15 protein-coding genes and 1 pseudogene are annotated in these 14,959 nt (G+C 71.1%); 9 read left to right on the plus strand and 7 right to left on the minus strand.

Features of this window, described 5'->3' with window-relative positions; all coding sequences use genetic code 11:
- Positions 1-110: 110 nt before the first annotated feature.
- The gene (locus MVG78_RS09720) at positions 111-2,684 is read right to left on the minus strand and encodes a ligase-associated DNA damage response DEXH box helicase (protein ID WP_247551040.1); all 2,574 of its coding nucleotides are present in this window, start codon (positions 2,682-2,684) and stop codon (positions 111-113) included.
- 301 nt (positions 2,685-2,985) lie between these two features.
- Between MVG78_RS09720 and MVG78_RS09725 the strand changes: the two genes are divergently transcribed.
- The 4 genes from MVG78_RS09725 to MVG78_RS09740 all read left to right on the plus strand — a co-directional run bounded on the left by MVG78_RS09725 (position 2,986) and on the right by MVG78_RS09740 (position 6,768).
- Entirely contained in the window at positions 2,986-4,164 is a 1,179-nt protein-coding gene (locus tag MVG78_RS09725) for an acyltransferase family protein (RefSeq protein WP_247551042.1), read from the plus strand.
- Positions 4,165-4,354: 190 nt separating this feature from the next.
- Positions 4,355-5,134: an IclR family transcriptional regulator gene (locus MVG78_RS09730; RefSeq protein WP_247551044.1), complete on the plus strand. Its 780-nt coding sequence runs from the start codon at positions 4,355-4,357 to the stop codon at positions 5,132-5,134.
- Between the two features lie 18 nt (positions 5,135-5,152).
- Positions 5,153-6,148 carry a 2-dehydro-3-deoxygalactonokinase gene (locus tag MVG78_RS09735; RefSeq protein WP_282615003.1) on the plus strand — a complete coding sequence of 332 codons (996 nt, stop codon included), beginning with the start codon at positions 5,153-5,155 and terminating at the stop codon, positions 6,146-6,148.
- Entirely contained in the window at positions 6,148-6,768 is a 621-nt protein-coding gene (locus tag MVG78_RS09740; RefSeq protein WP_247551046.1) for a 2-dehydro-3-deoxy-6-phosphogalactonate aldolase, read from the plus strand. Before MVG78_RS09735 ends, MVG78_RS09740 begins: the two co-directional genes overlap by 1 nt.
- Positions 6,769-6,898: 130 nt before the next feature.
- On the opposite strand, the pseudogene MVG78_RS22045 reads toward MVG78_RS09740, so the two are convergent.
- Positions 6,899-7,039: pseudogene (locus tag MVG78_RS22045) on the minus strand (hypothetical protein); the annotation flags it as partial.
- Between MVG78_RS22045 and MVG78_RS09745 the strand changes: the two are divergent.
- On the plus strand, positions 7,028-7,402 hold the full coding sequence (locus MVG78_RS09745; RefSeq protein ID WP_247551048.1) for a VOC family protein: 375 nt from the start codon (positions 7,028-7,030) through the stop codon (positions 7,400-7,402). The pseudogene MVG78_RS22045 and the gene MVG78_RS09745 sit on opposite strands and share 12 nt — an antisense overlap.
- A gap of 125 nt (positions 7,403-7,527) precedes the next feature.
- Here MVG78_RS09745 and MVG78_RS21530 read toward each other — a convergent pair whose 3' ends face one another.
- Positions 7,528-8,739: an MFS transporter gene (locus MVG78_RS21530; protein ID WP_282615004.1), complete on the minus strand. Its 1,212-nt coding sequence runs from the start codon at positions 8,737-8,739 to the stop codon at positions 7,528-7,530.
- A gap of 82 nt (positions 8,740-8,821) precedes the next feature.
- Between MVG78_RS21530 and MVG78_RS09760 the strand changes: the two genes are divergently transcribed.
- Positions 8,822-9,235, plus strand: coding sequence for a rhodanese-like domain-containing protein (locus tag MVG78_RS09760; RefSeq protein ID WP_247551050.1), 414 nt, complete (start codon positions 8,822-8,824; stop codon positions 9,233-9,235).
- 55 nt (positions 9,236-9,290) lie between these two features.
- On the opposite strand, the gene MVG78_RS09765 is transcribed toward MVG78_RS09760, so the two are convergent.
- Complete coding sequence (locus MVG78_RS09765) at positions 9,291-10,298, minus strand: Bug family tripartite tricarboxylate transporter substrate binding protein (RefSeq protein WP_247551051.1); 1,008 nt, start codon at positions 10,296-10,298, stop codon at positions 9,291-9,293.
- A gap of 152 nt (positions 10,299-10,450) precedes the next feature.
- Between MVG78_RS09765 and MVG78_RS09770 the strand changes: the two genes are divergently transcribed.
- Entirely contained in the window at positions 10,451-11,251 is an 801-nt protein-coding gene (locus MVG78_RS09770) for an endonuclease III domain-containing protein (RefSeq protein WP_247551053.1), read from the plus strand.
- A gap of 38 nt (positions 11,252-11,289) precedes the next feature.
- The gene (locus MVG78_RS09775; protein WP_247551055.1) at positions 11,290-12,111 is read left to right on the plus strand and encodes a c-type cytochrome; all 822 of its coding nucleotides are present in this window, start codon (positions 11,290-11,292) and stop codon (positions 12,109-12,111) included.
- 24 nt (positions 12,112-12,135) lie between these two features.
- Here MVG78_RS09775 and MVG78_RS09780 read toward each other — a convergent pair whose 3' ends face one another.
- Genes MVG78_RS09780 through MVG78_RS09790 form a run of 3 tightly spaced genes read right to left on the minus strand, consistent with a single transcriptional unit; the run spans position 12,136 to position 14,404 of the window.
- Positions 12,136-12,810: an amino acid ABC transporter permease gene (locus tag MVG78_RS09780; RefSeq protein ID WP_247551057.1), complete on the minus strand. Its 675-nt coding sequence runs from the start codon at positions 12,808-12,810 to the stop codon at positions 12,136-12,138.
- 1 nt (position 12,811) lies between these two features.
- A complete protein-coding gene (locus MVG78_RS09785) occupies positions 12,812-13,498 on the minus strand; it encodes an amino acid ABC transporter permease (RefSeq protein ID WP_247551059.1) in 687 nt (228 codons plus the stop codon).
- A gap of 18 nt (positions 13,499-13,516) precedes the next feature.
- Positions 13,517-14,404, minus strand: a complete 888-nt coding sequence (locus MVG78_RS09790) for a transporter substrate-binding domain-containing protein (RefSeq protein WP_247551061.1) — start codon at positions 14,402-14,404, stop codon at positions 13,517-13,519.
- A 188-nt stretch (positions 14,405-14,592) separates the two neighbouring features.
- Between MVG78_RS09790 and MVG78_RS09795 the strand changes: the two genes are divergently transcribed.
- Positions 14,593-14,799 (plus strand): hypothetical protein, encoded by a 207-nt coding sequence (locus MVG78_RS09795; protein WP_247551063.1) that lies wholly within the window; start codon positions 14,593-14,595, stop codon positions 14,797-14,799.
- Positions 14,800-14,959: the final 160 nt, after the last annotated feature.

Here is a 14,959-nt window from a genome sequence, read left to right on the forward strand (position 1 = left end):
CCGGCGAATCTCATCCGTTCATCCTGTCGCAACTCGTCCCTGTCGTCTCGTCCCCGCCCTCGCGCCCGATGCGGCGGGAGCCGGCGCCCATCCGGCATGCCCGCACCCCTTCAGGCGCCGCGCCGCAGGCCGGGCAGGCTGCGGCCGCGCCGCTCCCGCCCGTCGCGCCCCTTCCGGTGGCGCGGGCGGTCCACCACGCCGGCGCGGATGCGGACGCCTTCCGTCACCTCGCTCAGCACCTCGGCGAAATGCTCGGCGCCGTCGGTGGCTTCCTCCACCAGCGCGGCGGCCTCGGCCAGCAGCGCGTCCTCGGCGCCGCCCGGCACCCATTCGCGCCCTTCCTCGATCAGCGCGGGCACGGCGAGCGGCGAAACACGGTCGAGCGCCCGCACGCGGATGCGGCCGCGCACCCGCGCCAGCAGGTCGGCGATGCGGCGCACATCGGTCAGGCCATAGGCGGCCTCCTGCCGCGTGGCGCGCAGCAGGATGTGGTCCGAGTCGTGCTTCCGCAGCACGTCGTAGATAAGGTCGGCGTTCATCGCCATCTGCCGCCCGCTCTTCTCGGCGCCCGGATGGTTCTTCTCCAGCAGCCCGGCGACGGTGGCGATGTTGCGGAAGGTGCGGCGGAGCATGGAGCTTTCGGCGATCCACTCCTCCAGCTCCTCGCCAAGGATGTCCTCCTCGAAGAGGCGTTCCGGCTCGGTGGGCTCGAAGGCGCTCCAGGTGGCGAGCACGTAGTCGGTGGCGAGGTAGCCGAGCGGGCCGTGGCCCATCCCCTCCATCCGCTTGGTCACCAGCATGCCCAGCGTCTGGTGCGCCAGCCGGCCCTCGAATCCGTAGGCGACCATGAACCAGCGGCCGTGATGCGGGAAGGTCTCGATCAGCAGGCCGTCGCGGTCGGGCAGCTCGGATTGCCGCTGTTGCAGCCGCAGCCATTCCCGCACCGGCTCCGGCAGGGCGCGCCAGCGCCGCGGCTCCGCCAGGATCGCCCGCACCCGGCGCGAGAGATGGGTGGAAAGCGGCAGCCGCGCGCCGGCATAGGTCGGCACGCGCGGCTCTTCCTCCCCACCGCGCGAGACGATGACGGAGAGCGCGTCCATCCCCTCGTAGCGCAGGGTCTGGCCGGCGAAGAGGAAGCAGTGCCCCGGCTCCAGCGTGGAGACGAACCACTCCTCCACCTCGCCCAGCACCGGCCCGCCGCGCAGCCGCACCTTCACCATCGGGCTGTCGGTGATGGTGCCGAGATTCATCCGCACCTGCCGCGCCACGCGCTCGTCGCGGATATGGATGAGGTCCTCGCTGTCGCGGAACAGCTTGCGGAAGCGCTCATAGGCCCGCAGCGCGTAGCCGCCATCCTCCGCGAAGCGCAGCACGTCGCCGAAGTCACGCCGCGACAGGGCGGCATAGGGCGCGGCCCGCGTCACCTCGGCATGGAGCTCGTCCGCGCGGAAAGGCGCGTGGCAGGCCATGGCCAGGATATGCTGCGCCAGCACGTCCAGCCCGCCGGCGCGCGGTGCCTCCCCATCCAGCTCATGCGCCGCCACGGCCTCGGTGGCGGCGGTGCACTCGATCACCTCGAAGCGGTTGGCTGGCACCAGCACGGCGCGGGAGGGTTCGTCCATCCGGTGGTTGGCGCGGCCGATGCGCTGCATCAGGCGCGAGACGCCCTTCGGCGCGCCGACCTGGATCACCTGGTCCACCGCGCCCCAGTCGATGCCCATGTCGAGCGAGGCCGTCGCCACCACGGCGCGCAGCCGCCCCGCCGCCATGGCCGCCTCCACCTTGCGCCGCTGCTCGATCTGCAGGGAGCCGTGGTGCAGGGCGATGGGCAGGTTGTCGTCGTTGAGGCGCCACAGCGCCTGGAAGATCAGCTCGGACTGGGCGCGCGTGTTGACGAAGACGATGGTGACCCCGGCCGCGCCGATGCGGCGGTAGATCTCCGGCGCGCTGGCCAGGCCCATATGCCCGCCCCAGGGCAGGTGCCCCTCCGGCAGCACGATCTCCAGGCTCGGATCGGCGCCGCCCTGTCCGGTGATCAGCGCCGCGCCCTCCGGCCGCGCATCGGGCGCGATCCAGGCCCGCAGCGCCTCCGGCTGCGCCACCGTGGCGGACAGGCCGGTGCGCCGCAGGCCGGGCGCCAGGGATTGCAGCCGCGACAGGCAGAGGGCGAGCTGGTCGCCGCGCTTGGTGCCGGCCAGGGCATGCACCTCATCCACCACCACGGCGCGCAAGCCCCCGAAGATCTCCGCCGCATCCGGCAGGGACAGCAGCAGGACGAGGCTTTCCGGCGTGGAGAGCAGGATCTCCGGCGGGTTCTCGCGCTGTCTCTGGCGGCGGTTGGCGGGGGTGTCGCCGGTGCGCGTCTCCACCCGGATGGGCAGGCCCATCTCCTCGATCGGCGTGGTGAGGTTGCGCGCGATATCCACCGCCAGCGCCTTGAGCGGGGAGATGTAGAGCGTGTGCAGCCCTTGCGCCGGCCCCCGTTCCAGCCCCGGCTGCGCCCCTGGGGCCAGGTCGATCAGGCTGGGCAGGAAGCCCGCCAGGGTCTTGCCGCCGCCGGTGGGCGCGATCAGCAGGGCGCTCCGTCCGGCCTCCGCGGCCTCCAGCAGCTCCATCTGGTGGGGCCGGGGCGTCCAGCCGCGCGCGGCGAACCAGCCCGCGAAGGGTTCCGGCAATGTTCTCATGGGCGGGCGGTATATGGCACCCATCGCCCGCATCGGGGAGTCCGGCCACGGGCTCTTTTCCGGCCTTAACCGTTACAACTCAGATACTTTTTGAAACGACTGCTCTCTTGCGCAAATGGCGCTTCAAGAAAGAGATTGTTCGTGTAATTTTATCCGATTCCTGCTCGGTCGCCATGGCGCGGCACGAAAGGCAACCGGAACGGGCAAAGACCCGGCTGGGGAAAAGAACAGGGTTCGCGGCCAGGCAGCGAGGGACGGCAGCACCTCCCTCCGCCGCGCCGATGGGGATGAGGACGGACCGATGGGTCAGCGCCTGTACTACATGGATTTCTGCCGGGCCCTCCTGATGCTGCTGGGCATTCCCTACCGGGCGGGGCAGGTCTTCGGGCCGGACCCCTGGCTGGTGAACCCGGTCACCACCAGCCTGCTGCTGGGCCATGTGAACGACGTCATCCATGCCTTCCGCATGCCCGCCTTCTTTCTGCTGGCCGGCTTCTTCTCGGTCATGGTGATCCGCAAGGCGGGGCTCGCCGCCTGGTTGAAGGCGCGGCTGGCGCGGCTCGGCCTGCCGCTGGCGGTGTCGGTCCTGCTGCTGAACATCCCGGCCATGTACGTGGCCTCGGTGGCGCTGCACCCGGCCGGGGGCGTGGCGCCGTCCTTCCTCGCGCAACTCACCTCACCGGGCGGGCACTGGCTGGGGCATCTGTGGTTCCTGCTGGACCTGCTGCTGATGTGCGGCCTCTTCGCCGCCCTGCTGCCGCTCTGCCGCCTCGCCCCCGCGCCGCTGGAGCGTCTGGCCGGCAAGGTCATGGCCAGCGACCTGCTGCTGGTCGCCGCCATGGTGGCCTGGCGCCTGGGGCTGAAGGCGCTGGATGAGCGGCTGCTGGGCGGCCATCTGGAGCGGGCCTTCGGCGACACCGTCAACCTGCGCGAACTGCTGCTCTACTTCCCCTTCTTCCTGCTGGGCGCCTGGCTGCTGACGCGGCCGGACGCCTTCGACCGCTTCACCCGTCCCGGCCATGGCACGCTGCTGCTCTTCGTGGCGGGGCTGGGGCTGCTGCTGCTTCAGCGCGACCTGGAAACGGGCGCGGTCACGCAGGTCTCGGGCGTGCTGCTCTTCGCGCTGATGGGGCTGACGGGCACGCGGCTGCTGCTGGCGGGGGCGCGGCGCCTCGTCCATGCGGGGCACCCGGTGGTCAACGAACTCGTGCGCAGTGCCTTCACCATCTACCTTTTCCACTATCTGGTGGTGATGCTGGTGGCCGAGGGCAGCATCCGCCTGGGCCTCGACATGCCGCTGCTGGGCTGGACGATCGCCGTGGCCGCGGGACTGGGCCTCAGCCACCTGATCCACCGTTTCGTGATCAGCCGCAGCGCCTGGCTGCTCTGGCTGTTCAACGGCGTCCCGCTTCCCCGGCCCAGGCCCGGCCTCGCCGGGCAGGCTCGTCCCGTGGCGGCCACCGCACCCCAGATCGGGTGACGCCCGCCAGGCCCCCGCCCGGCTGCGGGGCGGGGGGCCGGCCCGGCGGCTGGGCCGTGACATCCGCCCCGCCTGTCGCGCCTCCGATGACAGGAAGGCCGCGTGCCGCCTGGAGCCCATATATTGGGTTTCAAGACCATATATTGACCGAACCCGCCGCCGCCCTATCCTCCACGGCGGAGGGATCGCCATGCCGCTGGAATGCACGCCCGGTACCCAGACCCTGTTCCGGGGCCTCGCCGTCCTGGAGGCGGTGGCTGGTGGCGCGCGCGACCTGCCGGCGCTGGGCCGGGTGCTGGGGCTGAGCCGCAGCACCACGCAGCGCCTCGCCAGCGCGCTGGTGAAGGCGGGCTATCTCCGTGGAGAGGGCGACGGCTACGCGCTCGGGGCAAGGCTGATCGAACTGGGCTTCCAGGCGCGGGAACAGGTGCCGCTGGCGCGCCTCGCCCGGCCGCATCTGGAGGCCCTGGCGGCCCGGACGCAGGACACGGTGCATCTCGGCCTGCCGGAAGGGGCGGAGGTGCTCTACCTCGACAAGATCTCCGGGCAGCGGGGGCTGGAGATGCGGTCGCGCATCGGCCACCGCATGCCCATGGCGCTGACCGGTGTGGGCAAGGCGCTGATGCTCGACCTGCCGGAGGAGCGCTGGCGGGACCTCTACGAAAGCGGCCTCGCCCATCCCGCCTGCCGGGGCACGCCGCGCCCCTGGGGCGCCTATCGCGACGAGATGCGGCGCTATGCCGCGCAATCCGTGGCGCTGGACTTTGCCGAGAACGAGATCGGCATCCACTGCGTCGCCGCCCCGGTGCGCGATGCCGGGCGTGGCATCGTGGCGGCGGTCAGCCTCGCCTCCGCCGCGCAGCACATGCCGGAGGAACGGATGCTGGCGCTGATCCCCGAGGTGGCGGCCACGGCGGAGGCCATCTCCCGCGGCCTCGGCTGGCGCGCCGCCACGCCGCGCGCCGCGTGACGAGCGGAGAGGAACGCCATGACGGATCGGACGGATGAGCAGGCGATGAACGGCGCGGCGGCCGCGCGGAGCCCGGCCCTGATCGCGCTGGACTGGGGCACCAGCTCCCTGCGCGCCTATCTGCTGGGGGCGGATGGCGTGGTGCTCGACCGGCGCGGCGCGGCGCAGGGCATCATGCAGGTGGCGGATGGCGATTTCGCCGCCGCCTTCGAGGCGGTGGCCGGCGAATGGCGCCGGCGCTGGCCGGACCTGGAATCCATCGCCTGCGGCATGATCGGCAGCGCCCAGGGCTGGGTGGAGGCGCCCTATCTCCCCTGTCCGGCCGGGCCGGAGGAACTGGCCGGGGGGCTGGTGCCCGTGCCCGGCGGGGCGCTGCGCGTGGTGCCGGGCGTCGCCCAGTACGGCGAGTCCCCGAACGTGATGCGCGGCGAGGAAACGCAGATCGCGGGTGCCCTGGCGCTGAACCCGGCGCTGCGGGCGCGATCGCTGCTGGTCATGCCGGGCACCCATTCGAAATGGGTCACCATCGGGCAGGGCCGCATCGCGCGCTTCGACACCTACATGACCGGCGAACTCTTCGCCGTGCTGCGCGGGCATTCCATCCTGGGGCGCTTCGCCCGGGACACGCCGAAGCCGGCGGAGGATGCCGCCGCGGATGCCGCCTTCCTGCGCGGCGTGCGGGCGGTGCGGGAGGGCGGCCATCTCGCGCCGCTGCTCTTCTCGGCGCGCGCCCTGGTGCTGACCGGAGGGCTGCGGCCGGAGCTGAGCCTCGACTACCTCTCCGGCCTGCTGATCGGCGAGGAACTGCTTTGCGGGCTGCGTGGCCAGGGGCTGGACCGGGCGGAGGGCGTGGTACTGATCGGCGATCCCGCCCTCTGCCGCCGCTACCGCGAGGCGCTGGCCCTGTTCGGCGTTTCCGAGGTCCGCGAGATCGAGGACGCCGCCACCGCCGGCCTGTGGCGCATCGCCACCCAGGCCGGGCTCGTCGCCGGAACCTCCAGGGAAACCGCCTGATGCCGCTCCAGACCTATCTCGACCGCCTGCCGCTCATCGCCATCCTGCGCGGCATCACGCCGGAGGAGGCGGTGCCGGTCGGCCGCGCCCTGGTGGAGGCGGGCTTCGCCATCATCGAGGTGCCGCTGAACTCGCCGCAGCCGGTGGACAGCATCCGGCGCCTCGCCGCCGAATTCGGCCGTGACGTGCTGGTCGGCGCCGGCACGGTGACGGCGCCCGCGCAGGTCGCCGACGTGGCCATGGCGGGCGGGCGGATCATCGTCATGCCGCATGCCGACGCCACGGTGATCCGCGCCGCCAGGACCACCGGCCTGTTCTGCACGCCCGGCATCGCCACCCCGACCGAGGGCTTCGCCGCGCTGGCCGCCGGGGCGGATGCGCTGAAGCTTTTCCCGGCCGAACTGCTGACGCCGCCGGTGCTGAAGGCGATGCGCTCCGTCTTTCCGAAGGAGACGCGCTTCCTGCCCGTGGGGGGCATCACGCCGCAAAACATGGACGGTTTCCGGGCCGCTGGCGCCGCCGGCTTCGGCCTGGGTTCCGCCCTCTACAAGCCGGGCATGGAGGCGGCGGAGGTCGGGCGGAACGCGCGGGCCTTCGTCGAGGCGTGGCGGGCGGGTTAGGGGGAAAGCCTGATCCGATATGGCCGGCCATCGCCTCTTCGCCGCTTGAGAGGCGAAGGACAAACTTCCGCCGGCCAGGATCGGGGCCAGGATCGGGGCCAGGATCGACACTCCGAATGCCGGTTTCCTCGAACAGCTCACGGATGGCGGCTTCTTTGAATGTCTCGTCATCTCCGGGGCCGCCGCCATGCGTGGCCCGGTAGCTCAGCCCCGCAAGGGCATCTCCCTTGTGAACGCAGCCCCTTTCCGGAGAGGAATCATGTTCACTCACGTCATGATCGGTAGCAACGACCTGGAGCGGGCCAGGAAGTTCTACGACGCCACATTCGCCGCGTTGGGAGGCAAGGCTGGCGAAATGGATGCCAGAGGCAGGCTGATCTATGCCCACGAGGGCAGCCGGCTGATGATCACGACACCGATCGATGGGAAGCCGGCGACCGCGGCCAATGGTGGGACGATTGGTATCGCCGCTGCGAGCCGGGACCATGTTCTCGCCTGGCACAAGGCCGGTACCACGCATGGTGGTACCGCGATCGAAAGCCCGCCCACTGAGCGCCCGGACGGGGCCTTCGTCGCCTACCTTCGCGATCCGGACGGAAACAAACTCACCGCACGATCCCAGGCAACGCGGTAGTCGGCCCGGCCAGGGCTGGCGCCGGTTGGGGCCGAAAGCAGCCCCCGCAGACGGGGCTTCCACCCAGGGGGCCGCTCCTGTCCGGGCGCCCCGGGCGAGGCACGCCACCTCCGCCCTTGTCCATGTCAGCTCCGGCGGCCGGACGAGCGCGCGCCGAGATTCATCCAGGCCGCCACCAGGCAGGCCACGAAGGCCATCGCCGCCCCCGCCGCGGCGATGCCCTGGATGCCCAGCCCGGTGATGGCGATGCCGGCGAGCAGCGCACCGGTGGCCTGGCCCAGGAACATCGCCGAGGAATTCGCCGCCAGCACCACGTTGCGTGCCTCCGGCACCAGCGCCACCAGCCGTGCCTGGAGCAGCGGCGACAGCGCGAAGGCGCAGGCCCCCGCCACCAGGATCACCGCGCCCTGGAACAGGATCGCGCCCGCCATGCCATCCGCCGCGCCGGACAGCAGGGCGTAGTGCGCCAGCGCGGCCAGCACCATCACCGCCGGCAGCAGCCAGAGCTTCCGCACCGCCCCGTGATCCGCCATCCAGGCGCCGAGCGGGATGCCGGCGAAGGAGGCGGCGCCGATCAGCGCCTGCATCAGCCCGACCTGCCCGCCGGTCAGCCCGCTCACCCGGTTCACCGCCGGGCCGATGAAGGCGCTGGTGCAGAAGCTGGCGCCGAAGGCGAGGAAGGTCACCGCCAGGGTCTTGCGCACGCCCTTCCGCATCAGGTTGCCGAGGCCGCGCAGCCCGCTGTGCTCCCCCGCCACCTCGGGCAGCACCAGCCGGATCGCCAGCGCCGCGCCCAGCGCCAGCAGGGCGGCGAGGCCGAAGGCGCCGCGCCAGCCGAAGACCTCGCCGGCCAGGGAGCCGAGCGGCACGCCGAACAGGAAGGCGCAGGTGGAGCCCGCCACCACCGTCGCCAGGGCGCGGCCGCGATGCTCGGGCGTGGACAGCGCCGCCGCCGTGGCCGAGGCCGCCGGCACCACCATCCCGGCCGCCATGCCGCAGAGCAGGCGCAGCCCCATCAGCGCGGCGAAGGAATGGGTCACCACGATCAGCCCGTTCAGCAGCGCGAGCAGGCAGAGCATCCCCACCAGCAGGCGCCGCCGCGGCCAGCGCGCGGTGAGGGCGGCCAGGAAGGGCGCGGAAAGGCCGAAGGCCATGGCGAAGACCGTGGCCACCTGCCCGGCCTGCGCGACGGGGATGGCGAGGTCCGCCGCCATCTCGTTCAGCAGGCCGGACACCACGAAGGTCTGGGTCGAGGTGGCGAATGAGGCGGCGGCAAGGACGGGCACGCGGCTGGATCGCCCCGCCATGGCGGTGGCGGGGGGAGGAGGGGCGGACATGCGCGGAAAGAGATCCCTTGCCTGTATGGACGCGGCGCCCGCATCAAACCAGATTGCATCCAACAGATCGAGGAGCCCTGGAATGACGATCGAGGATGTGCCTCCCAGCCTGGTTTGGGAAAGGCTGCGCGACGATCCGGGCGCGATGCTCGTGGATGTCCGGACGGATGCGGAGTGGAACTTCGTGGGCCTGCCGGATCTGTCCGAGCTCGGGCGCCAGCCCGCTTTGATCCCCTGGCAGCTCTACCCGTCCATGCAGATCAATGCCGGCTTCGCCGACATGCTCCGCCGGGCGGGGGCGAGGCCGGAAACGCCGCTCTATTTCATCTGCCGGTCCGGCGCGCGCTCCCTGGCCGCGGCGCAGACGGCGCAGGCCGCCGGCTACGGGAAGCCCTTCAATGTCGCGGACGGCTTCGAGGGGCCGCCCGATGCGTCGGGCCATCGCGGCACGGTGGCGGGCTGGAAGGCCGAGGGGCTGCCCTGGCGGCAGCGCTGAGGATGCGGGAAGGGGCGCCCCCGCAAGGCGCCCCCGCCGCCATCCGCGTGGCGGGTCACTCCACCTTCACATTCGCGGCCCGGGCGACATCGCCCCAGCGCCTGGTCTCGGCGGCCACGAAATCCTTGAACTCGGCCGGGGTGAAGCCGCTGGGGGAGATCCCCAGCTCCTCGTAGCGCGCCATCACCTCCTGCGACTGGACCGCGGCCAGGGCCTCCTTGTTCAGCTTCTCCACGATGGCGGGCGGCGTGCCCGCCGGCGCGAAGAGCCCGTGCCAGGACAGGGATTCGAAGCCCGGCAGGGTTTCCGCCAGCGCGGGCACGTTCGGCGCCACCTTCATGCGCTCCTTGGAGCCGACGCCGATCGCCTTCAGCCGCCCGTCGCGCGCATGCGGCCAGGCGGAGGAGAAGTTGTCGAAGCTCATCGGCAGCGAGCCGCCCAGCATCTCGGTCATGATCTGGCCGCTGCTGCGATAGGGCACGTGCACCGCATCCGTACCGGTCATCTGCAGGAACAGCACGCCCGCCAGGTGGATGGAGGTGCCGACGCCGGAGGAGCCATAGTCGAAGGAGCCGGGCTTGGCCTTCATCAGCGCCACCAGCTCCGTGACGTTGGAGGCGGGCACGGTGTTGGCGACGACCAGGATGTTCGGCTGCGTCGCCAGCAGCGCCACCGGGGCGAAGTCCTTCTGGCTGTCGAACGGCATCTTCGGATAGATGCTGGCATTGATCGCATGGCTGCTGATCGTGCCGACGCAGAGCGTGTAGCCGTCCGGCGCGGACTTGGCGCAGACATCGCTGCCGATATTGCCGCCGGCGCCCGCACGGTTCTCCACCACGATGGGCTGGCCCAGGTGCCTGCTCATGGTCTGCCCGACCAGGCGCGCCACGAGGTCGGTGGTGCCGCCAGCGCCGAAGGGCACGATCACGCGGATCGGGCGGTCGGGATAATTCGCCGCGGCCTTGTCCTGGGCCTGGGCCGGTTGCACGCCACCCCAGGCGAGGCCGAGCAGGGTTCCGCAGGCGGCCAGCAGCGTGGCCCTTCGGGTGCGGCGGGCGGTCATGGAAGCGGTCCTCCGGAAGAACGACGGCGGGGAAGTCGTTCATCATTTAAATGAATTAACTTACAGAAACTATCACGCCACCCGAAGGCTGTCACGGTGGCGAACCGGTCGGTCCCGGCGGCGTTTCCCTGCTTCCTGGGGAATGCGAAGCCATGGGCCAGAAGCCGAAAGACGAGACCCATGCCGCCGATGACCGGCGCGCCCTGCTGCGACAGGTCCATGCCCGCCTCTGCGAGGCTTACCACTGTCCCATCGCCTATTTTCATGCGCTGGACCCGCTGGACGAACTCGTCTCGTCGCTGCTGTCGCACCGGACGAAGAACGCGGACAGCGCCCGTGCCTTCCGCCAGTTGCGGGAACGCTTTCCGGACTGGGAAAGCGTGCGGGACGCGCCCGTGGCCGAGGTCGAGGCCGCCATCGCCCCCTGCACCTGGCCGGAGGCCAAGGCGCCGGCCCTGCAGCGCACGCTGCGCGTGCTGACCGAGCGGCGGGGGCGGCTGGACCTCGGCCATCTCGCCGACATGGAGGTGGCGGAGGCGCGCGACTGGCTCGAATCCCTTCCCGGCATCGGACCGAAGACCAGCGCCGCCGTTCTGTCCTTCTCCTCCCTGCGTCGCCGCGCCCTGCCGGTGGACAGCCACCATCACCGCGTCGCCATCCGGCTGGGGTTGATCCCGCCAAAGCTGGCGGTCGGCCCGGCGCACCGGGTGCTGGAGGCGATGCTGCCGCCCGAATGGGACGCGCAGCAGGTCTATGACGACCATGAGGTGCTGATGCTGCATGGCCAGCGCTGCTGCTTCTTTCGCCTGCCGGCCTGCCATCGCTGCGTGCTGCTCGATCTTTGCCCGACGGGGCAGAAGCGGCGCGGCGGGCTGGCAGGCGAAGGGGGGAGGGAAAGGGCCTTTTCAACCTTCCGGGTTAGAAATGACATCTTGCCGCGCGTCAGAAGTTAAAGTTTCATTTTGAAAACAACCCTGACGAGAATCGCCGCATGCCATTGACTCCGGCAGCCTTGGTGGCCCTGCTGTTCCTGGCGCTCCCGGCCGCTGCAGCCACGCTGCGCCTCGAAAGCGGCGTGGAGAGCCTGAGCTTCGACAGCGATGAACTCCTCCGGCATCCCGAGGCGACGGAGATCGAGATCGCCACGGACCCCGCCTATCGCCAGTCGCGGCGCTATCGCGCCGTGCCGCTCGCATCGCTCCTGTCGCGCCTGGCGCCACCCGAGGACAGCGCGCTGGAAACGGTCGCGCTGGACGGCTACGCGGCGCAGATCCCGCTGCGCGCCATTCTCGGCACCGGGGCCGGCGAGGGCAGCCGCGCCTGGATCGCCGTCGAGCCGGCCGGCGCCCCCTGGCCGCCCATGCCCGGAAAGGCCGCCGGGACGGGCCCTTTCTACATCGTCTGGGAAAGGCCGGAGGCCGGCGGCATCCCGACCAAGTACTGGACGTACCAGCTCGCCATGCTGCGCTACGTCGCCTCGCCGACCGCCCGCTGGCCGATGATGGAGCCGGACCCGGGCCTGCCGGGCAGCCATCCGGCCCGGCGCGGCCTCGCCGTCTTCATCGCGCAGTGCCTGCCCTGCCACCGGATCAATGGCGGCGGCACGGCCATGCTGGGGCCGGACCTCAACCGCCCGATGAGCCCGGTGGAGTATTTCCAGCCCGCCTCCCTGCGCCGCTATCTGCGCGACCCGGCCAGTATCCGCCACTGGCCGGATCAGAAGATGCCGGGCTTCACCGAGGAGCAACTGCCCGAGCGGGACATGGAAAGCCTCATCGCCTATCTGGCGCAGATGGCGGCACAGCGCCCCTGACGGGGGGGCGATCGGAGCAGACCCTTATCGCCCTCCGGCCATGGCGCGGTTCTCCAGCCGGGACAGTAGCCGCACCACGGGCCAGAGCAGCAGGAAATAGGCGAGGGCGGCCGCCACGATGGGCGAGGCGTTGTAGGTCACGCTCTGCGCCTGCCGCGCCTGGAAGAGCAGTTCCGGCAGTGCCACCACCGAGGCGAGGGAGGTGAGCTTCACCACCTCCAGCGTGTTGCTCACCAGGTCCGGCAGCACGTTGCGCAGGGCCTGGGGCAGGGTCACCAGCAGCATGGCCTGCCAGGAGCGCAGCCCCAGCGCCCGCGCCGCCTCCGTCTGGCCGCGCGGCACGCTGTCCAGCCCGGCGCGCAGGATCTCCCCGTAATAGGCGCCGGTGTTCAGGAAGAAGCCAACGGCCACCGCGCCCCAGGCGCCGATATCCAGCCCGAGGAAGGGCAGGCCGGCGTAGAGGAAGACCAGCAGCACCAGTGGCGGCACCGCGCGGAAGACATCCGTGAGCGCCGCGGCGGGCCAGGCGATCCAGCGGGAGCCGGCGCGCGAGGTGAAGGCCAGGATCAGCCCGCCCAGCATGCCGAGCGGCACCGTCATCAGCGACAGCAGCAGCGTCTGCTTCAGCCCCGACCAGAGGATCGGCAGCGCCTGCCCGATGATCCCGGTGTTCAGGAAGGCGGTGGTGAAGTCCTCCATCTCAGGCGCTCCCCGTCCGGCCGAGCGTGAAGCGCCGCTCGATCCAGCGCCCCAGCCCGACCACCGGCAGGAACAGGATGGCATAGGCGATCGCGCCCAGGGTCAGCGGCGTCGGATTGGCCGAGAAGGCCATGGAGGACTGCGCCGCGCCCAGGATCTCCGACACCCCCACCACGGAGGCCAGGGCCGTGCCCTTGGTGATGGCGATGGTGCGGTTGGTCAGCGGCGGGATCACCATGCGGACGGCCTGCGGCAGCACGACCAGGAACAGCACGGGCAGGAAGCGGAAGCCCAGCGCCCGCGCCGCATCCCATTGCCCGCGCGGCACGGCGGTGATGCCGGCCCAGTAGATCTCCTCGGCGAAGGCGGCCAGCACCAGCGTCAGCGCCAGCCAGGTGGCCCAGAAACCGGACAGCGACATCCCCGCCGAGGGCAGGCCGAAATAGAGCAGCACCAGGATCACCAGCGGCGGCAGGGCGCGGAACAGGTCCACGAAGAAGACGATCAGCCAGTTCAGGGGACGGATGCCCAGCGCCCGGACCGCCGCGAGCACCAGCCCGGCCGCGAGCCCCGCGACGACGATCAGCGCGGCGAGCGCGAGCGTCAGCGCGAAGCCCTCGGCGATGCGGGGCCAGTATTCGGCGGCGACGCGGGCGTTGAGGAAGGAGAAGACGAAGCCCGAGTCCACGAGAAGGAAGACCCGTCCTCAGCCGCAGCGCGGCTCATGCGGCGCCGGGTCGTAACCGGGCAGGCCGGGCACGCCATAGCCGGGGAAGGGGGTGTTCTCGGCATCGTCGGCGGCCGGCTTGCTGCCGAACCACTTCTCGCTGAGCTTCGCCAGGGAGCCGTCGCGCTTCATGCATTCCAGCACGTCCTCGACCTGGTTGCGCAGCGCCACCTCGTCCTTGCGGAAGGGCGCGGCCCAGTGGGCGCGGGTCTCCTTGATGACGAAGTCCGGCACGAGTTGCGGTTGCCGGGACGCCGCGTACTTCACCACCGTATTGCCCGCGAGAACGGCATAGGCCCGCCCGGCGATCACGGCCTGCACCGCATCCGGGTTGCTGTCATAGGTCTGGGTGGTGAAGCCGAGCTTCGCCGCATTGGCCTGGGCCCAGGCGTCATAGGCGCTGCCCTTGTTCACCGCGATGGCCTTGCCCCTGAGGTCGTCGAGCGAGGCGATCGGCGTGTTGCCCTTGCGGATGCCGAACTGGAACTCGGTGAACAGGTAGCCCTCGGTGAAGAGCAGGTTCTCCGCCCGCTCCTTCGTCACGGTCACCGGGGCTGCGAGGAAGTCGTAGCGCCCGGCGTTCAGCGCCGGCACCAGCCCGGAGAAGGAGGCGCTGTCGATGGTGATCGGCCGGCCCAGCCGCCGCGCCACCTCGGTGAAGAGATCCACGTTGAAGCCCTGGACCCCGCCATCCAGCTTCGGGAAGGCATGGGGCGCGAAGGTGCCGTCCACGGCGGTGCGCAGCGGCGCCGGGGCGGCCGGGCTCTGGGCCCTGGCCGCCGGAGGAAGGGTCACGGAAGCCGGGGCGAGAAGGATGGCGAGCAGGAGCAGGCGGCGCATGGCGGGGCGGAGTCTCGTGGCGGTCATGGTCGCAGCTTGGCAGCAAGAACCATGCAAGCCGAGCCCGCGCGTATCGGGGATCTGCCATGAACCGGGCGGTCCATGTGCCCGAATCATGCCATAAAAGGGTCCTCACCGTGCCGCGAGCGGCTCCCATCTTCCGCTCCAGAGGCCGGCAACGGCCGGATCACTCAGGCCTGGGAGGCCCCAGTATCATGAAGTCCTTCGCCATCTCCCTCGTCTTCCTCGGCATCGCCACCATCCTGGCCGTGGTCGGCACGCTGCTGGGCAGCGCCGGCACCAGCCAGCTCCTCGCCCTCCCGGTGGCGCTGGCCGCCATGGTGTCCTGCCTGATGCTGGTGGGCGGGCTGCTGATCCTCGAATTCCGCCGCCCGGCCGCCCCCCTGGCGCTGGCGGCCTGAACCGCCGGGCCGCATTCCCGGCCGGACCGGAAAAGCAGGAAGGCGCCCCGCCCGGGGCGCCTTTTTTGTGCCGGGCGCTCAGGGCTGGTGTGCCTTCATCGCCCCCGAAAACGGCGAACCGCCGGTTCCCGAGGGGGAACCGGCGGTTCTGCGAAAGACC

The organism is Roseomonas gilardii subsp. gilardii (assembly GCF_023078375.1).
Taxonomy (GTDB): Bacteria; Pseudomonadota; Alphaproteobacteria; order Acetobacterales; family Acetobacteraceae; genus Roseomonas; species Roseomonas gilardii.

What these genes read in the sequence shown, in the direction of transcription:
- MVG78_RS09720 (WP_247551040.1), bottom strand. Translation starts at nt 2,684, where the DNA reads ATGAGAACATTGCCGGAACCCTTCGCGGGCTGGTTCGCCGCGCGCGGC.
- MVG78_RS09725 (WP_247551042.1), top strand. Translation starts at nt 2,986, where the DNA reads ATGGGTCAGCGCCTGTACTACATGGATTTCTGCCGGGCCCTCCTGATG.
- MVG78_RS09730 (WP_247551044.1), top strand. Translation starts at nt 4,355, where the DNA reads ATGCCGCTGGAATGCACGCCCGGTACCCAGACCCTGTTCCGGGGCCTC.
- MVG78_RS09735 (WP_282615003.1), top strand. Translation starts at nt 5,153, where the DNA reads ATGACGGATCGGACGGATGAGCAGGCGATGAACGGCGCGGCGGCCGCG.
- MVG78_RS09740 (WP_247551046.1), top strand. Translation starts at nt 6,148, where the DNA reads ATGCCGCTCCAGACCTATCTCGACCGCCTGCCGCTCATCGCCATCCTG.
- MVG78_RS09745 (WP_247551048.1), top strand. Translation starts at nt 7,028, where the DNA reads ATGTTCACTCACGTCATGATCGGTAGCAACGACCTGGAGCGGGCCAGG.
- MVG78_RS21530 (WP_282615004.1), bottom strand. Translation starts at nt 8,739, where the DNA reads ATGTCCGCCCCTCCTCCCCCCGCCACCGCCATGGCGGGGCGATCCAGC.
- MVG78_RS09760 (WP_247551050.1), top strand. Translation starts at nt 8,822, where the DNA reads ATGACGATCGAGGATGTGCCTCCCAGCCTGGTTTGGGAAAGGCTGCGC.
- MVG78_RS09765 (WP_247551051.1), bottom strand. Translation starts at nt 10,298, where the DNA reads ATGACCGCCCGCCGCACCCGAAGGGCCACGCTGCTGGCCGCCTGCGGA.
- MVG78_RS09770 (WP_247551053.1), top strand. Translation starts at nt 10,451, where the DNA reads ATGGGCCAGAAGCCGAAAGACGAGACCCATGCCGCCGATGACCGGCGC.
- MVG78_RS09775 (WP_247551055.1), top strand. Translation starts at nt 11,290, where the DNA reads ATGCCATTGACTCCGGCAGCCTTGGTGGCCCTGCTGTTCCTGGCGCTC.
- MVG78_RS09780 (WP_247551057.1), bottom strand. Translation starts at nt 12,810, where the DNA reads ATGGAGGACTTCACCACCGCCTTCCTGAACACCGGGATCATCGGGCAG.
- MVG78_RS09790 (WP_247551061.1), bottom strand. Translation starts at nt 14,404, where the DNA reads ATGACCGCCACGAGACTCCGCCCCGCCATGCGCCGCCTGCTCCTGCTC.
- MVG78_RS09795 (WP_247551063.1), top strand. Translation starts at nt 14,593, where the DNA reads ATGAAGTCCTTCGCCATCTCCCTCGTCTTCCTCGGCATCGCCACCATC.